We start from the raw sequence: 17553 nt of genomic DNA, 5'->3' as shown, positions 1-17553 counted from the left end.
AAAGAAGATTTAATTATGACGTTGTCTCCTTATCTGCAAGAGGTGGCCAAGCGCCGTACTTTTGCCATTATCTCGCACCCGGATGCCGGTAAAACGACCATCACCGAGAAGGTGTTGCTGTTCGGACAGGCGATCCAGACTGCGGGTACCGTTAAAGGCCGTGGCTCCAGCCAGCATGCAAAATCTGACTGGATGGAGATGGAAAAGCAGCGTGGTATTTCGATTACCACCTCCGTGATGCAGTTCCCGTATCACGACTGCCTGGTGAACCTGCTGGACACCCCGGGGCACGAAGACTTCTCCGAAGATACCTACCGTACCCTGACGGCGGTGGACTGCTGTCTGATGGTGATCGACGCCGCGAAGGGTGTAGAAGATCGTACCCGCAAGCTGATGGAAGTTACCCGTCTGCGCGATACGCCGATCCTCACCTTTATGAACAAACTCGACCGTGACATCCGTGACCCGATGGAGCTGATGGATGAAGTGGAAAACGAGCTGAAGATCGCCTGTGCGCCAATCACCTGGCCAATTGGCTGCGGTAAGCTGTTCAAAGGGGTTTATCACCTCTATAAAGACGAAACTTACCTGTATCAGACCGGTAAAGGCCACACCATTCAGGAAGTGCGCATTGTGAAAGGTCTGGACAACCCGGATCTCGATGCCGCCGTTGGCGAAGAGCTGGCCGCGCAGCTGCGCGACGAGCTGGAGCTGGTGAAGGGTGCGTCTCACGAGTTCGACAAAGAACTGTTCCTGAGCGGCGAAATTACCCCGGTCTTCTTCGGTACCGCGCTGGGTAACTTCGGCGTTGACCACATGCTGGACGGTCTGGTGGAGTGGGCACCTCAGCCGATGCCGCGTAAAACCGACACCCGCGAAGTGGAAGCGAAGGAAGAGAAGTTCACCGGCTTCGTCTTTAAAATTCAGGCCAACATGGACCCGAAACACCGCGACCGCGTGGCCTTCATGCGCGTGGTGTCCGGTAAGTATGAGAAGGGCATGAAGCTGCGCCAGGTGCGCATCGGTAAAGATGTCGTGATTTCCGACGCGCTGACCTTTATGGCGGGCGACCGTTCGCACGTTGAAGAGGCATATCCGGGCGACATCATCGGTCTGCACAACCACGGTACGATCCAGATCGGCGATACCTTCACCCAAGGCGAGATGATGAAGTTCACGGGTATTCCGAACTTCGCACCGGAGCTGTTCCGTCGCATTCGTCTGCGCGATCCGCTGAAGCAGAAACAGCTGCTGAAAGGCCTTGTTCAGCTCTCTGAAGAGGGTGCCGTCCAGGTGTTCCGTCCAATCGCCAACAACGATCTGATTGTCGGCGCGGTCGGTGTGCTGCAGTTCGACGTGGTGGTTGCGCGCCTGAAGAGCGAGTACAACGTGGAAGCGATTTACGAATCGGTCAACGTGGCGACCGCGCGCTGGGTTGAGTGTTCTGACGTGAAGAAATTCGAAGAATTTAAGCGTAAGAACGAAATTCAGCTGGCGCTCGATGGCGGCGACAACCTGACCTATATCGCGCCAACGATGGTCAACCTGAACCTGACGCAGGAACGTTATCCAGACGTTCAGTTCCGCAAAACGCGCGAACACTAATCCCCTCCCGGAGCACGGCAATCGCCGTGCTTTTCTTTTATTCCTGTCTTATTAGTCCCTTGCGGAATGTTCTTAATTCACCGCAATTTCACGCTATTCGCGCGTTTTTTACTCAATTCTGAAAGCGGCATTGTGAGAGTGATCTATATTTAACTCAGTGTTTAGCACCGGGCATGGATGAATTAACTGTTCAATGCATGTCGATTGGTTCTCCATTTCACCCGTGTGTTTATTCGCGATATATAAAACTACTAAGGAAGTATTTAGCCCGAATAACGGGTAAAACACAGGAATACATCGATGAATATGACAAGACTGAAGATTTCTAAAACTCTGCTGGCTGTAACACTGGGTAGCGTTCTGGTTAGCGGTTCCGCCCTGGCGGAAAGCAGCACCATGGATAAAGCACAGTCCACGGCCGACACCGCAGGGCAAAAAATCGATAGCTCTATGAATAAAGTCGGTAATTTCATGGACGACAGCTCTATCACAGCAAAAGTGAAAGCCGCACTGGTGGATGATGAAGCCATCAAGAGCACCGATATTTCCGTTAAGACCGACAAAAAGGTCGTTACCCTGAGTGGCTTTGTTGAAAGCCAGGCCCAGGCCGAACAGGCTGTGAAGGTGGCGAAGGGTGTCGAAGGTGTCGCATCCGTGAGCGATAAACTGCACGTTCGCGACGGTAAAAACGCCTCGGTGAAAGGTTATGCCGGTGATGCCGCTACTACCAGCGAAATCAAAGCTAAACTGTTAGCAGATGACATCGTGCCGTCTCGTAAGGTGAAAGTGGAAACCACCGATGGCGTGGTTCAGCTTTCCGGTACGGTTGATTCACAGGCGCAAAGTGAACGCGCCGAGTCAATTGCGAAAGCCATTGATGGTGTTAAAAGCGTTAAAAACGATCTGAAAACGAAGTAATTCTGGACCATTCGCCCGTAAGGTTTAACCCTGCGGGCGAAATAAGAACGACTCTGGAAAAACGCCGGTGAGTGACCTGAGCGCTCACGTTTAGCGGCCGACATTAACTATGGTAAAGGAGAAGCTTATGTTTCGTTGGGGCATTATATTTCTGGTTATCGCGTTAATTGCCGCCGCATTGGGCTTTGGTGGTCTGGCAGGTACAGCGGCATGGGCAGCTAAAATTGTCTTCGTCGTCGGTATTATTCTGTTCCTGGTCAGCCTGTTTACGGGTCGTAGACGTCCGTAGCAAACGCAATATTCCTTCAACAAAATAAAGCCAGTCACTGCGACTGGCTTTTTCTTATTTGCGTTACAGGTCGGGTGCGTTACTGTGGAGTGATAAAATAATCAAAACAGGAAAGCAGAGGTGGGGCAACGAATTCCCGTTACGCTCGGCAATATTGCGCCGCTGACGTTAAAACCGTTTAGTGCGGGTCAACTCGCACTGGTCTGCGAGGGGGGAGGACAGCGCGGCATTTTCACCGCCGGCGTGCTGGATGAATTTATGCGCGCGCAGTTCAACCCGTTTGACCTCTACTTCGGCACGTCCGCCGGGGCGCAGAATCTCTCTGCCTATGTCTGTAACCAGCCCGGCTACGCGCGAAAAGTGATCATGCGCTTCACCACGGCGAAAGAATTTTTTAACCCGGTGCGCTTCGTGCGCGGCGGCAACCTGATCGATCTCGACTGGCTGCTGGAGTCGACCTCCAGCCAGATGCCGCTGGCCATGGATACCGCTGCCCGCCTGTTTGATAGCGGCAAAGAATTCTGGATGTGCGCCAGCCGGGGGGATGACTATTCGCCGGGCTATTTCTCACCGCAGAAGGAGAACTGGCTCGACATCATCCGCGCCTCCAGCGCCATTCCCGGTTTTTATCGTACCGGCGCGCTGCTGGATGGCATCAGCTATCTGGACGGCGGCATCAGTGACGCGGTGCCGGTGCAGGAAGCCGCGCGACGCGGGGCGAAAACTATCGTGGTGATCCGTACCGTTCCGTCGCAAATGTATTACACCCCCCAGTGGTTTAAGCGGATGGAGCGCTGGCTGGGCGACAGCAGCCTGCAGCCGCTGGTGAACATCGCGAAGCAGCATGAAACCACCTACGGCGCGATGCAGCGCTTTATTGAAAAACCCCCGGGCAAGCTGCGCATCTTTGAAATTTATCCGCCTAAGCCGCTGCTGAGTATGGCGTTGGGCAGCCGGCTGCCTGCGTTGCGTATGGATTACAAAACGGGGCGGCTGTGCGGGCGTTACTTCCTGGCGACCGTCGGGAAAATGCTGGCCGAGCAACCGCCTCTGCATCGCCATAAACGCATTATTACGCCACCTGCAATTGTCGCCAATGACGCCCTGACCATGCCGCTGGTGGACATTCCGCAGGCGAATGACGCTTTACTGGATAACGAGGATCTGGCGTGACGCACCGCTTTGTTGATACCCACTGCCATTTTGATTTCCCGCCGTTTACGGGGAATGAAGCGCAAAGCATTGTGAAAGCTGCCGAAGCCGGCGTGCAGGCCATCATTGTGCCGTCGGTTGAAGCGGCCTATTTTACCCGCGTGCTGGATCTTTCCGCGCGATACTCCGCGCTTTATGCCGCGCTCGGCCTGCATCCGATTGTGATTGAGCGCCATCGTGATGAGCATCTTGAAGAGCTGGATCGGGTGCTGCAACGTGCAGGAGAGAAACTTGTCGCCATCGGCGAGATCGGCCTCGATCTCTATCGCGAAGATCCGCAGTTTGAACGCCAGCAGACGATCCTCGACGCGCAGCTTCGGCTGGCAAAACGTCACGATCTGCCGGTGATCCTCCACTCCCGACGCACTCATGACAAACTGGCGATGCACCTGAAGCGCATCGACCTGCCGCGAAGAGGCGTAGTGCATGGTTTTTCCGGCAGCCTGCAGCAGGCGCAGCGTTTTATTGAACTGGGCTATAAAATTGGCGTCGGTGGCACCATCACCTATCCGCGCGCCAGTAAAACCCGTGACGTAATGGCGCAGCTGCCTCTCTCTGCGCTGTTACTGGAAACGGATGCCCCCGATATGCCGCTGAATGGTTTTCAGGGGCAGCCGAATCGCCCGGAACAGGCGGCGCGGGTATTTGACGTGCTGTGCGAATTGCGTCAGGAACCTGAAGAGGTCATTGCCAGCGCGCTGCTCGAAAATACCCGTTCGGTTTTTGGCATCACGCTATAGATAAAGCGCTGGACGAATCACCGTTATCTTCTGTTTTTCCAGCGCCCGCGCCAGCGGTTCAATATCCTCCTGCGTGGCGCTGCGCCATGACGCCGCCTCGCCGTAGACCCCGTGTGCATGAAACGCGTTAATACGCACCGGAACATTCCCCAGCTCGAGGATGAACGCGATCAACGGTTTGATATGTTCCAGATAATCACACTGTTCCGGGATGACCAGCAAGCGGAGCTCCGTCAAACGGTGACGGTCTGCCAGCCAGCGAATACTCTCCTTAATCTGCGGGTTTACGCGTCCGGTCAGGGAGCGGTGATGTTGATTCCCCCACGCTTTGAGATCCAGCATTGCGCCATCCAGCACCGGCAGCAGTTTTTGCCAGCCGGTTTCGCTTAGCAGACCGTTGCTGTCTACCAGGCAGGTTAAATGATGTAGCTCAGGATCGGTTTTGATCGCGGTAAACAGGGCGATCAAAAACGGCAGTTGGGTTGTGGCTTCGCCGCCGCTCACGGTGATCCCTTCGATAAAGGGCGCGGATTTACGGACCTGAACGAGGATCTCGTCGACGCTCAGGCGGTGCGCCATGGGCGTGGCCTGCTGCTGGCACAGGCGCAGGCAGGTGTCGCACTGGTGGCAGTGACTCTCCTGCCACCAGACGCGTCCGGCCTGAATGGTCAGCGCGTCGTGCGGGCAGTGGGGCACGCAGTCCCCGCAGTCGTTGCAGCGCCCGATGGTCCACGGGTTGTGGCAGGTTTTGCAGCGCAGGTTGCAGCCCTGCAGGAACAGCGCCAGGCGGCTGCCCGGCCCGTCCACGCAGGAGAAGGGGATGACCTGACTAACTAAAGCGCATCTGCTGTTCATGGCTTATCACGCGCGGCTGACGTTCCAGAATACGGGTATTGCGTGCGGCCTCTTCCCCCAGCCACGTGGTGTTCGTTCTTGAACCCGCTTCCCGGTATTTCTCCAGATCCGACAAGCGAACCATATAGCCGGTCACGCGTACCAGATCGTTACCGGCCACATTCGCGGTGAACTCACGCATACCGGCCCTGAACGCACCCAGGCAAAGCTGAACCACCGCCTGCGGATTGCGTTTTACCGTCTCATCCAGCGTTAAAATATCGCTGATCCCGGAATGATAGTGTTTATGGTGCGGCGCTACGGCCAGCAGATGACTGACAGGATCCGGCTCGTCACCGTACGGCAGACGCGCCCCCGGCGTGGTGCCCGAATCGGAGCTGATGCCTGACTGGGCGTGCAGCATCGCGCGATGCTTCCAGCCGTGCTTCACCGGCGTATTTTCAACAAACGCCGCAAGCTGTTCGCTGATGCGATAACCCAGCGCGTTGGCCTGCTCGTCTTTCCCGTAACGCCCCGCCATGCCTGCTTTCTCACACAGTACGTTCACCGCTTCGGCAAGACCGTACATGCCAAACATCGGCACAAACCGATCGGCATCAATCAGCCCCTCTTTCACCAGGAAGCTATTCTCAAAGAAGCCGGATTGCCCGTACAGAAAATCGCAGCGCGCATCGATGATGGCGATTTGCTGCTGGCAGTAGTGCGGTAGCGTGCGGGTGAAGAAGTCGTCAATGGATGTGCTGTGTTCGGCGATTATCTTGAGGTTAAGGCGCACCAGGGTGCTGCCACCGCCCGCCAGCGGCAGAGAGTTGTAACAGCTCACCACGCCAAAACGGCCTTTTGTGAAAATGTTATCATTCACCGGGCCGTTTGAAATATGCGGTTTGCTGCATTCACAAATGTTTTTTGCCACCTCAAGCAGTAAATCGTCTGGGGTGATCTCAGGATCGTAGATAAAGGTCAGATTGGGCGCAACCTGCTTCAGTTCAGCATCTGCACGCAGAATGGCATGGGTGACAGGGCCGTCGGCGGGCCCGATGTTGACGTGCATAAACGCATCGGGCAGCGTTCTGTCGAGATAGCGCCAGAAACGTTTTATTCGGCTATCGATTTCTTCTTGTGTTAGAATTCTAACATACGGGTTCAGTAGTGCATCAAGCTGCCCCAGATAGACCGGCATTGATGTCACTGAAGGAACATGGTGATAGAGAATAGTTAACAGAGAGAGGGCGTCATCAAGATCTTTCGCGCCTTCCAGCTCCAGCCATTCCGAACCGTTAGCCAGGAATTTTTCATAATCCGGCAGCACGTAACGCGGTTTGTAGGGGGCATGACCTTCGTACATGTCGCAGATAAACCCCTCGTCCAGCGCGGCGCGGGCGGCCGGAGATAGCGTCGGGTAGGGCAGGTAATTTTCCGCTTCCAGCGCCAGAAAATGACGTTTTTGCTCCGGGGTTAACACCGGGCTTGTCACAATGTGCTGGCAACGTTGTTGCAGGGCGTCGGGCATGTTCGCTTCCTTGAATGTTCTGCGGATGATGAACGGATTGTAGGAAGCCAGCCTGCCGGCGCTTTTGATCCAACAAGGGGTATCGCTGCTTTAGTCAGCAATTTGCACGCTAAAGTTTGAACAAGATCTCATTACAGTAATGCAAATTTGTACGCAGTTTTCATTAACTGTGATGAATGTCGAAGTGTGGATGCGGGTGAATGTTAGAATACTCACAGACCCGCAAGGTAAAATTTATACGGCACTGCCGTTGGAGAATGTTATGACCGATTTAACTGCAAGCAGCCTGCGCGCGTTGAAGCTGATGGACCTGACCACCCTGAACGATGACGACACCAATGAAAAAGTCATCGCCCTGTGCCATCAGGCAAAAACGCCAGTGGGTAACACCGCCGCCGTCTGTATCTACCCGCGCTTTATCCCGATTGCCCGCAAAACTCTGAAAGAGCAGGGCACGCCGGACGTGCGCATTGCAACCGTGACTAACTTCCCGCACGGCAATGACGACATTGAGATTGCGCTGGCGGAAACCCGCGCGGCAATTGCCTACGGCGCAGACGAAGTTGACGTGGTGTTCCCGTACCGCGCGCTGATTGCCGGCAACGAGCAGGTCGGTTTTGACCTGGTGAAAGCCTGTAAAGACGCGTGTGCGGCGGCAAACGTGCTGCTGAAAGTGATCATCGAAACCGGCGAGCTGAAAGAAGAGGCGCTGATTCGTAAGGCGTCAGAAATCTCCATCAAAGCCGGTGCGGATTTCATTAAAACCTCTACCGGTAAGGTGCCGGTCAACGCCACGCCGGAAAGCGCGCGCATCATGATGGAAGTTATCCGCGATATGGGTGTGTCCAAAACCGTTGGCTTCAAGCCTGCGGGCGGCGTACGTACCGCGGAAGACGCGCAGCAGTTCCTGGCGATTGCCGACGAACTGTTTGGTGCAGAGTGGGCTGACTCCCGCCACTACCGCTTCGGCGCGTCCAGCCTGCTGGCCAGCCTGCTGAAGGCGCTGGGTCACGGCGACGGTAAGAGCGCAAGCAGCTACTGATTGCCAGACAATGCCGGATGACGCTTCGCTTATCCGGCCTACAGGATCGCAGGGCGGGTAAGCGTACCCGCCGCCATTCACCCGATTCCGCATGGGGGTTACCGTGTTTCTCGCACAAGAAATTATTCGTAAAAAACGTGATGGTCTTGCTTTAAGCGACGAAGAAATTCGCTTCTTCATCAACGGCATTCGTGACAACACCGTCTCAGAAGGGCAGATTGCGGCTCTGGCGATGACCATTTTCTTCCACGATATGTCGATGCCTGAGCGCGTGTCGCTGACCATGGCGATGCGAGATTCAGGAACCGTTCTGGACTGGAAAAGCCTCAACCTCAACGGCCCGATTGTGGACAAACACTCCACCGGCGGCGTGGGCGATGTGACCTCCCTGATGCTTGGCCCAATGGTGGCAGCCTGTGGGGGTTACATCCCGATGATCTCCGGGCGCGGCCTGGGCCACACCGGCGGTACGCTCGACAAACTGGAAGCCATTCCGGGCTTCGATATCTTCCCGGATGACAATCGCTTCCGCGACATTATTAAAGACGTTGGCGTGGCGATTATCGGCCAGACCAGCTCTCTTGCTCCGGCAGACAAGCGTTTTTACGCGACGCGTGATATTACCGCCACCGTAGACTCCATCCCACTGATCACCGCCTCTATCCTCGCCAAAAAACTGGCGGAAGGGCTGGACGCGCTGGTGATGGACGTGAAGGTGGGCAGCGGCGCGTTTATGCCGACCTATGAACTCTCTGCTCAGCTTGCCGAAGCGATCGTTGGCGTCTCCAACGGCGCGGGCGTGCGCACCACCGCGCTGCTGACCGACATGAACCAGGTGCTGGCCTCCAGCGCCGGTAACGCGGTTGAAGTCCGCGAAGCCGTGCAGTTCCTCACAGGCGAATACCGTAACCCGCGCCTGTTCGATGTCACCATGGCGCTGTGCGTTGAGATGCTCATCTCCGGCAAGCTGGCCAAAGACGACGCGGAAGCCCGCGCGAAGCTTCAGGCGGTGTTGGACAACGGCAAAGCGGCGGAGATCTTTGGCCGCATGGTGGCGGCGCAAAAAGGCCCGACCGATTTCGTCGAAAACTACGCGAAATACCTGCCAACCGCGATGCTCAGCAAAGCTGTTTATGCGGATGGCGAAGGTTTTGTCTCCGCCATGGACACCCGCGCGCTTGGCATGGCTGTTGTATCTATGGGCGGCGGTCGTCGTCAGGCATCGGACACCATTGATTACAGCGTCGGCTTTACCGACATGGCCCGTCTGGGCGACAGCGTCGACGGCCAACGTCCGCTGGCGGTGATCCACGCGAAAGACGAAGCCAGCTGGCAGGACGCGGCGAAAGCGGTGAAAGCGGCAATATCTCTTGACGATAAAGCACCGGAAACCACACCGACGGTCTATCGTCGTATCACTGAATAGCGGTATACTGATCTGATCGCATTTTTATGAAGCACTAAGTACGGAGAACAATTATGAAACGTGCATTTATTATGGTGCTGGACTCATTCGGCATCGGCGCAACCGAAGATGCAGAACGTTTTGGTGACGTGGGTTCCGATACCATGGGTCACATCGCGGAAGCCTGTGCAAAAGGCGAAGCGGACAACGGTCGTAAAGGCCCTCTGACTCTACCTAACCTGACCCGCCTCGGGCTGGTAAAAGCACATGAAGGCTCTACCGGTAAAATCGCAGCCGGTATGGACGGCAACGCGGAAGTGGTGGGCGCCTACGCCTGGGCGCACGAGCTCTCTTCCGGGAAAGATACCCCGTCCGGTCACTGGGAAATCGCCGGTGTGCCGGTGCTGTTCGACTGGGGCTACTTCTCCGATCACGAAAACAGCTTCCCGCAGGAGCTGCTCGATAAGCTGGTGAAGCGTGCCAACCTGCCGGGCTACCTCGGTAACTGCCACTCTTCCGGCACCGTGATTCTGGATCAGCTCGGCGAAGAGCACATGAAAACCGGCAAGCCGATTTTCTACACCTCTGCTGACTCCGTGTTCCAGATTGCCTGCCACGAAGAGACGTTTGGCCTGGATAAACTCTACGAGCTGTGCGAAATCGCCCGTGAAGAGCTGACCGAAGGCGGCTACAACATTGGCCGCGTAATCGCGCGTCCGTTTATCGGCGACAAAGCGGGTAACTTCCAGCGTACCGGTAACCGTCATGACCTGGCCGTTGAGCCACCGGCGCCAACCGTGCTGCAGAAGCTGGTCGACGAGAAGGGCGGTCACGTGGTGTCCGTGGGCAAAATAGCGGATATCTACGCCAACTGCGGTATCACCAAAAAAGTGAAAGCGACCGGTCTGGATGCGCTGTTCGATGCCACTATCAAAGAGATGAAAGAAGCAGGCGATAAGACCATTGTCTTCACCAACTTCGTGGACTTCGACTCCTCCTGGGGTCACCGCCGCGATGTAGCCGGTTATGCTGCGGGCCTGGAGCTGTTTGACCGCCGTCTGCCGGAGCTGATGGAGCTGGTGGGTGAAGATGACATTCTGATCCTGACTGCGGACCACGGCTGCGACCCAACCTGGACCGGTACCGACCACACCCGTGAGCACATTCCGGTGCTGGTGTACGGCCCGAAAGTGAAGCCGGGCTCGCTCGGTCACCGTGAAACCTTCGCGGACATCGGCCAGACCCTGGCGAAATACTTTGGTACGTCTGACATGGAATATGGCAAGGCCATGTTCTAAACGGATTGGGTGCGGCCTGATGCCCTCACCCCGGCCCTCTCCCACAGGGAGAGGGAGAACAGAATGTAAGCCGGGTAAGGCGTAGCCGCCACCCGGCAAAAACAACAATGTAAAAGGAACTGAAGATGGCAACTCCTCACATTAATGCAGAAATGGGTGATTTCGCTGACGTCGTATTGATGCCGGGCGACCCGCTGCGCGCGAAGCACATTGCAGAAACCTTCCTCGAAGACGTGCGTGAAGTGAACAACGTTCGCGGCATGCTGGGCTTCACCGGTACCTATAAAGGCCGCAAAATCTCCGTTATGGGCCACGGCATGGGTATCCCGTCCTGCTCCATCTACACCAAAGAGCTGATCACCGATTTCGGCGTGAAGAAAATCATCCGCGTAGGCTCCTGCGGTGCGGTGCGTATGGACGTTAAGCTGCGTGACGTGGTGATCGGCATGGGCGCATGTACCGACTCTAAAGTTAACCGCATCCGCTTTAAGGATCATGACTTTGCGGCAATCGCTGACTTTGACATGGTGCGTAACGCGGTTGACGCGGCAAAAGCGCTGGGCGTTGACGCGCGCGTGGGCAACCTGTTCTCTGCCGATCTGTTCTACTCGCCAGAAGGCGACATGTTCGACGTGATGGAAAAATACGGCATCCTGGGCGTGGAAATGGAAGCGGCCGGTATCTACGGCGTGGCGGCTGAGTTTGGTGCGAAAGCGCTGACCATCTGCACCGTGTCTGACCACATCCGCACCCACGAGCAGACCACCGCTGCCGAGCGTCAGACCACCTTCAACGACATGATCAAAATCGCGCTGGAATCCGTTCTGCTGGGCGATAAAGAGTAAGAGCTGTTGTGCCGGGTGGCGGCTTCGCCTGACCCGGCCTACGGTTTTCCAGGCCCGCTAAGCGCAGCGCCAGCGGGCTTTTTTACTAGCGTACGGCCTGCGCAATCCATGCCGATAAGTCCCGCAACTCTTGTTCCTGCTCCGGGAAATCCCCCATTAACGCGTCGCACTCCTGCTGCAGCATATCCGCCCGATACAAACAGCCCTGCAAGCGGGCCGCCAGCGCTTCCAGCGGTGCCGGGTTGAGGCTGTCCGTAAACACCTGCGTACGGGTAATGTGGCCTTTCTCCACGTCAAAGTGCAGCTCCACGCCGCCCCAGGTAAAACGTTCGTCCAGCAGGTGTGAAAACGCCGGGGCCTGGCCGAAGTTCCATTCCCAGCTGCTCTGGCGTGCAAAGGTTTCGGCGAAGTTGGGCAGATCCGGGGTCTTATCCGGCGAAATCACTTCCGCATCCACGCGCTCGCCGTAATGTTCAAAGAACGCTTCACGGATCGCGTCGCAAATCTGCTCGTGCGTAATCCCCGGCAGCAGCTCCACCAGATTCGCCACGCGTCCGCGCACGGAGGTAATGCCCTTAGCCTGGAGCTTTTTCTTATCAGGATTAAGGTAGTTCGCCAGACGGCTCAGGTCGGCGTTCAGCAGCAGGGTGCCGTGGTGGAACCCGCGATCCATCGTTTCGCGGTAGGCGGAGCCGGAGATCTTGCGGTCGCCCTCGGGCGTTTTGACCACGAGATCGTTCCGCCCCGAGGCTTCAGCCGTCACGCCGAGCGCATTAAGCGCGTTGAGCACAATAGACGTAGAGATAGATTTGTCGTATTCCGGTTTTCCCGCCATAAAGGTAAAGCAGGTATTGCCCAGATCGTGAAACACCGCGCCGCCGCCGCTGCTCCTGCGTGCGAGACGGACGTTGTCCTCTTCCATACGCCGGGTGTTGCACTCTTTCCACGGGTTTTGCGCGCGGCCGATGACCACCGTATCGGCGTTACGCCAGAGAAACAGGACGCGCTGGGTGGCGGGCATCTGGCGGAAGATGCACTCTTCAACCGCGAGATTAAACCAGGGATCGTGAGAGTCAGAGATAAGCAGGCGTAACGTCGTCATGGCAGAGTTCCTTTTCCATATCTTTCGCCTACTTTATCACTATTCTTTCTTCTCGCTCTCTTCGTCTTCGGGAACCGACCTGCTGGCGGTCAGCAGGAACGGCGACTGCTGCCAGCGGGTACGCTTGCCCTGAAGCAACGTGCGCGCCAGCACGACGCCAATCGCCAGCGAGAGTAACAGCATCAGGCGCAGAATATTGGTGGTGTTATCCACCTGCTTAGCTTCTGTTGGCAGGGTGTGGGTATCCAGCGTCAGGCGCAGATACCCCAGCGGGCCATTTTTACCCTGAACGGGTTCGACAATCTGCTGGTTGAAATAGCCTCCGGCTTTTTTGCCGTCCAGCGCCAGCCTGTCGCGCACGTCGACGTGCTCACCGGCGCGGGCAATCAGGTCGCCTTTTTCATCGTACACGCCCGCATCCAGAATGCGGCTGTTTTCCGTGAGCTGACGCAAGACCTGGCCTATCCGCTTATCGTCCGGCGTTTCATTGCGCATCAGGGGCGCAACGTTGAGCGTCACCTGACGCGCCAGGGTACGGGCCAGCTCTTCAAACTGCGGGTTGCGCTGCCGCTGATGATTCTGGCTAAACCACGATGCCCCTTGCATCAATGCGACTAACAGTGCGAGACAGATCAGGACAATCACGGCGCGATGAAGCCGGAATTTCAGTTTTGCGCGAGCCATATTCCACCTGCTGAAAATTTAGGGCTTAATGTTGCCAGAAGTGATGGTTACAGGGTAGCCTCATGCGTTATTTTCCCTCTGGAACCTTCCGGCGCGAACAAAATTACAGGAGCTTTAATGCCGAACATTACCTGGTGTGACCTGCCAACGGATGTCTCTTTATGGCCAGGATTGCCGCTCTCGTTAAGTGGCGATGAGGTGATGCCTCTGGATTACCACGCTGGCCGTAGCGGCTGGCTCCTCTATGGACGCGGTCTGGATAAGCAACGCCTGACCCAGTATCAAACCAAACTGGGCGCGGCGATGGTCATTGTTGCCGCCTGGTGCGTGGAAGATTACCAGGTCATTCGCCTCGCGGGTTCCCTGACGCAGCGCGCCACGCGTCTGGCGCATGACGCCGGGCTGGACGTCGCGCCTCTCGGCAAAATTCCGCACCTGAAAACGCCGGGTCTGCTGGTGATGGACATGGACTCCACCGCTATTCAGATCGAATGTATTGACGAGATTGCTAAACTGGCAGGCAGCGGCGAGCTGGTGGCGGAAGTCACCGAGCGTGCGATGCGCGGCGAGCTGGACTTCACCGCCAGCCTGCGCCAGCGCGTGGCGACCCTGAAAGGGGCCGATGCTAACATCCTGCGCCAGGTGCGCGACGTGCTGCCGCTGATGCCGGGGCTGACGCAGCTGGTGCTGAAGCTCCAGTCCCTCGGCTGGAAAGTGGCGATCGCTTCCGGTGGCTTTACCTTCTTTGCGGATTATCTACGCGAGAAACTGCATCTGACCACGGTGGTCGCTAACGAGCTGGAAATCATGGACGGCAAGCTGACCGGCCAGGTGATCGGCGATATCGTGGATGCCCAGTACAAAGCCAATACCCTGACGCGCCTGGCGGAAAAGTATGAGATTCCGGTCGAGCAGACCGTCGGCATTGGCGACGGCGCGAACGATCTGCCAATGATCAAAGTGGCTGGCCTTGGCATTGCCTACCATGCCAAACCAAAAGTGAATGAAAAGACGGAAGTCACTATCCGTCACGCTGACCTGATGGGGGTGTTCTGCATTCTCTCCGGCAGCCTTAATCAGAAATAACGAGGTAAACCGTGGCGAAAGCTCCAAAACGCGCATTTGTCTGTAATGAATGTGGTGCGGATTATCCGCGCTGGCAGGGGCAATGCAGCGCCTGTCATGCCTGGAACACCATCACCGAAGTGCGTGGTGTGGCGGCTTCGCCGAGCGTGGCCCGCAATGAGCGCCTGAGCGGCTATGCGGGCAATGCAGGCGTGTCGAAGGTGCAAAAGCTTTCTGATATCAGCCTGGAAGCGCTGCCGCGCTTTTCCACCGGCTTCAAAGAGTTTGACCGCGTGCTCGGCGGCGGCGTGGTGCCGGGCAGCGCGATTCTGATCGGCGGTAACCCGGGGGCGGGGAAATCGACCCTGCTGCTGCAAACGCTCTGCAAGCTCGCCGAACAGATGAAAACCCTGTACGTGACGGGTGAAGAATCCCTCCAGCAGGTGGCGATGCGCGCTCACCGTCTCGGCCTGCCGACCGGTAACCTGAACATGCTGTCGGAAACCAGCATCGAGCAGATCTGCATGATCGCCGAAGAAGAGCAGCCGAAGCTGATGGTAATCGACTCCATCCAGGTAATGCACATGGCGGACATTCAGTCCTCGCCGGGCAGCGTGGCGCAGGTGCGTGAGACAGCCGCTTACCTGACGCGCTTTGCCAAAACGCGCGGCGTGGCGATTGTGATGGTCGGCCATGTGACCAAAGATGGCTCTCTGGCGGGTCCGAAGGTGCTCGAACACTGTATTGACTGCTCGGTGATGCTCGACGGCGACGCGGATTCCCGCTTCCGCACCCTGCGCAGCCACAAAAACCGCTTTGGCGCGGTGAACGAACTGGGCGTGTTTGCTATGACCGAGCAGGGGCTGCGCGAGGTCAGCAACCCGTCGGCCATCTTCCTGAGCCGCGGCGATGAGATCACCTCCGGCAGTTCGGTAATGGTGCTGTGGGAAGGGACGCGCCCGCTGCTGGTTGAAATTCAGGCGCTGGTGGATCACTCAATGATGGGTAACCCGCGGCGCGTGGCGGTCGGTCTGGAGCAGAACCGCCTGGCGATCCTGCTGGCGGTGCTGCACCGTCACGGCGGGCTGCAGATGGCGGATCAGGATGTGTTCGTCAACGTGGTTGGCGGGGTGAAAGTCACTGAGACCAGCGCAGACCTGGCGTTGCTGCTGGCGATGGTCTCCAGCCTGCGCGACAGACCGCTGCCGCAGGATCTGGTCGTCTTCGGTGAAGTGGGTCTGGCCGGGGAAATCCGTCCGGTGCCCAGCGGCCAGGAGCGTATCTCCGAGGCGGCAAAGCACGGCTTCCGTCGGGCGATCGTTCCCGCCGCCAACGTACCGAAAAAAATCCCGGAAGGGATGCAGGTCTTTGGCGTTAAGAAACTCGCAGATGCGTTAAATGTCTTTGACGACTTATAATTACGTATTCGATTTTGCAGGAGGCACCGTAATTTATGTCATCATTTGACTACATCAAGACCGCGATCCGCCAGAAGGGCTGCACGCTGCAGCAGGTGGCGGACGCCAGCGGCATGACCAAAGGCTACCTGAGCCAGTTGCTGAACGCCAAAATCAAAAGCCCCAGCGCGCAGAAGCTTGAAGCGCTGCACCGCTTTCTGGGGCTGGAGTTCCCGCGAATGCAAAAGAACATCGGCGTGGTGTTCGGCAAGTTTTATCCGCTGCATACCGGGCATATCTATCTGATCCAGCGCGCCTGTAGCCAGGTGGACGAGCTGCACATCATCATGGGCTACGACGAAACGCGCGATCGCCAGCTCTTTGAAGACAGCGCCATGTCGCAGCAGCCCACCGTGCCTGACCGTCTGCGCTGGCTGCTTCAGACCTTTAAGTACCAGAAAAACATTCGCATTCATGCCTTTAATGAAGAGGGCATGGAGCCGTACCCGCACGGCTGGGACGTGTGGAGCAACGGCATCAAAGCGTTTATGGAAGAGAAGGGCATTACACCTAACTGGATCTACACTTCTGAAGAGTCCGACGCGCCGCAGTTCCGCGAGCATCTGGGCATTGAGACGGTGCTGATCGACCCGAAACGCACCTTTATGAACATCAGCGGGGCGCAGATCCGCGAGAACCCGTTCCGCTACTGGGATTATATTCCGACCGAAGTGAAGCCGTTCTTCGTGCGTACGGTGGCTATTCTGGGCGGCGAGTCGAGCGGTAAATCAACGCTGGTCAACAAGCTGGCGAACATCTTCAACACCACCAGCGCGTGGGAGTATGGACGCGATTACGTCTTCTCTCACCTCGGCGGCGACGAGATGGCACTGCAGTATTCCGACTACGATAAAATCGCGCTCGGGCACGCCCAGTACATTGATTTCGCGGTGAAATACGCTAACAAAGTGGCGTTTATTGATACCGATTTCGTCACCACGCAGGCGTTCTGTAAAAAGTACGAGGGGCGCGAGCACCCGTTCGTGCAGGCGCTGATTGACGAATACCGCTTTGACCTGGTGATCCTGCTGGAAAACAACACCCCGTGGGTGGCCGACGGCATGCGCAGCCTGGGCAGCTCGGTGGACAGGCGCGAGTTCCAGACCATGCTGGTGGAGATGCTCAACGAGAACAACGTTGAGTTTGTGCATGTGGAAGAGTCGGATTATGACACCCGCTTCCTGCGCTGCGTCGAGCTGGTGAAGGAGATGATGGGGGAGCAGGGGTAATAACTTCCCCCTCGCCCTTTTGGGGGTGTACAGTCCGGGGACATGGTAGACAGGTATTCGGGGACATGGTGAACACTTTTTAACATCCTTTACCCATGGTGATCGACTTTTTCTTCAGGTCGATCACCCCCACTTTCGTGCTGTACCACCACACTTCATAGCAGCCGTCATCCTGTGTCTCCCTCAGCCCGACCCGTTCTCCCCTGAACGCCTTGCCTGCGCTCAGACTGACACCCTGTATGCTCAGCTTTCCGCTGACATCCACTTTCCTGACCTTCACCCCTTCATCGTACTCAG

General features: G+C 56.9%; 16 protein-coding genes and 1 pseudogene. 12 read left to right on the top strand and 5 right to left on the bottom strand.

Annotated elements, in window-relative coordinates; all coding sequences use genetic code 11:
• Positions 1-15: 15 nt before the first annotated feature.
• The 5 genes from prfC to ACMWL8_RS13510 all read left to right on the top strand — a co-directional run bounded on the left by prfC (position 16) and on the right by ACMWL8_RS13510 (position 4764).
• Entirely contained in the window at positions 16-1605 is a 1590-nt protein-coding gene (prfC, locus tag ACMWL8_RS13530; protein WP_028015433.1) for a peptide chain release factor 3, read from the top strand.
• 300 nt (positions 1606-1905) lie between these two features.
• Positions 1906-2523 carry a molecular chaperone OsmY gene (osmY, locus tag ACMWL8_RS13525; RefSeq protein WP_028015434.1) on the top strand — a complete coding sequence of 206 codons (618 nt, stop codon included), beginning with the start codon at positions 1906-1908 and terminating at the stop codon, positions 2521-2523.
• 127 nt (positions 2524-2650) lie between these two features.
• Positions 2651-2812: a DUF1328 domain-containing protein gene (locus ACMWL8_RS13520; protein WP_003856556.1), complete on the top strand. Its 162-nt coding sequence runs from the start codon at positions 2651-2653 to the stop codon at positions 2810-2812.
• Positions 2813-2932: 120 nt separating this feature from the next.
• Complete coding sequence (locus tag ACMWL8_RS13515; RefSeq protein ID WP_032644971.1) at positions 2933-3985, top strand: patatin family protein; 1053 nt, start codon at positions 2933-2935, stop codon at positions 3983-3985.
• On the top strand, positions 3982-4764 hold the full coding sequence (locus ACMWL8_RS13510) for a TatD family hydrolase (RefSeq protein WP_045259512.1): 783 nt from the start codon (positions 3982-3984) through the stop codon (positions 4762-4764). The genes ACMWL8_RS13515 and ACMWL8_RS13510 overlap by 4 nt, the downstream gene beginning before the upstream one ends.
• On the opposite strand, the gene ACMWL8_RS13505 is transcribed toward ACMWL8_RS13510, so the two are convergent.
• Together ACMWL8_RS13505 and ACMWL8_RS13500 are read right to left on the bottom strand one after the other, a co-directional pair.
• The gene (locus tag ACMWL8_RS13505) at positions 4759-5619 is read right to left on the bottom strand and encodes a YjjW family glycine radical enzyme activase (RefSeq protein ID WP_045259511.1); all 861 of its coding nucleotides are present in this window, start codon (positions 5617-5619) and stop codon (positions 4759-4761) included. The genes ACMWL8_RS13510 and ACMWL8_RS13505 overlap by 6 nt on opposite strands.
• Positions 5594-7129 carry a YjjI family glycine radical enzyme gene (locus ACMWL8_RS13500; RefSeq protein WP_045259510.1) on the bottom strand — a complete coding sequence of 512 codons (1536 nt, stop codon included), beginning with the start codon at positions 7127-7129 and terminating at the stop codon, positions 5594-5596. Before ACMWL8_RS13500 ends, ACMWL8_RS13505 begins: the two co-directional genes overlap by 26 nt.
• A 262-nt stretch (positions 7130-7391) precedes the next feature.
• Here ACMWL8_RS13500 and deoC point away from each other — a divergent pair, with 262 nt between their 5' ends.
• The 4 genes from deoC (at position 7392) to deoD (ending at position 11719) form a co-directional block, all read left to right on the top strand.
• Positions 7392-8171, top strand: coding sequence for a deoxyribose-phosphate aldolase (gene deoC / locus ACMWL8_RS13495; protein ID WP_032644972.1), 780 nt, complete (start codon positions 7392-7394; stop codon positions 8169-8171).
• A gap of 103 nt (positions 8172-8274) precedes the next feature.
• Positions 8275-9597 (top strand): thymidine phosphorylase, encoded by a 1323-nt coding sequence (deoA, locus tag ACMWL8_RS13490; protein ID WP_045259509.1) that lies wholly within the window; start codon positions 8275-8277, stop codon positions 9595-9597.
• A gap of 53 nt (positions 9598-9650) precedes the next feature.
• On the top strand, positions 9651-10874 hold the full coding sequence (gene deoB, locus ACMWL8_RS13485) for a phosphopentomutase (RefSeq protein WP_025912138.1): 1224 nt from the start codon (positions 9651-9653) through the stop codon (positions 10872-10874).
• Between the two features lie 125 nt (positions 10875-10999).
• On the top strand, positions 11000-11719 hold the full coding sequence (deoD, locus tag ACMWL8_RS13480; protein ID WP_003856538.1) for a purine-nucleoside phosphorylase: 720 nt from the start codon (positions 11000-11002) through the stop codon (positions 11717-11719).
• A gap of 85 nt (positions 11720-11804) precedes the next feature.
• Here deoD and lplA read toward each other — a convergent pair whose 3' ends face one another.
• Positions 11805-12821 carry a lipoate--protein ligase LplA gene (gene lplA / locus ACMWL8_RS13475; protein ID WP_045259508.1) on the bottom strand — a complete coding sequence of 339 codons (1017 nt, stop codon included), beginning with the start codon at positions 12819-12821 and terminating at the stop codon, positions 11805-11807.
• 39 nt (positions 12822-12860) lie between these two features.
• Entirely contained in the window at positions 12861-13505 is a 645-nt protein-coding gene (locus ACMWL8_RS13470) for a YtjB family periplasmic protein (RefSeq protein WP_028015443.1), read from the bottom strand.
• 117 nt (positions 13506-13622) lie between these two features.
• On the opposite strand from ACMWL8_RS13470, the gene serB reads away from it, so the two are divergent.
• The 3 genes from serB to nadR are packed head-to-tail and all read left to right on the top strand — an operon-like array spanning position 13623 to position 17256.
• Positions 13623-14591 (top strand): phosphoserine phosphatase, encoded by a 969-nt coding sequence (serB, locus tag ACMWL8_RS13465; protein WP_028015444.1) that lies wholly within the window; start codon positions 13623-13625, stop codon positions 14589-14591.
• Positions 14592-14602: 11 nt separating this feature from the next.
• A complete protein-coding gene (radA, locus tag ACMWL8_RS13460; protein ID WP_003856523.1) occupies positions 14603-15988 on the top strand; it encodes a DNA repair protein RadA in 1386 nt (461 codons plus the stop codon).
• 35 nt (positions 15989-16023) lie between these two features.
• Positions 16024-17256, top strand: a complete 1233-nt coding sequence (gene nadR, locus ACMWL8_RS13455; protein WP_045259507.1) for a multifunctional transcriptional regulator/nicotinamide-nucleotide adenylyltransferase/ribosylnicotinamide kinase NadR — start codon at positions 16024-16026, stop codon at positions 17254-17256.
• A 79-nt stretch (positions 17257-17335) separates the two neighbouring features.
• Here nadR and ACMWL8_RS13450 read toward each other — a convergent pair.
• Positions 17336-17553 (bottom strand): annotated as a pseudogene (locus ACMWL8_RS13450) (IS481 family transposase); the annotation flags it as partial.

Source organism: Enterobacter sp. 04-C-12-SI-ECC, assembly GCF_047530715.1.
Lineage (GTDB): Bacteria > Pseudomonadota > Gammaproteobacteria > Enterobacterales > Enterobacteriaceae > Enterobacter > Enterobacter bugandensis.
This window is presented reverse-complemented; position numbering and strand designations above follow the sequence as displayed.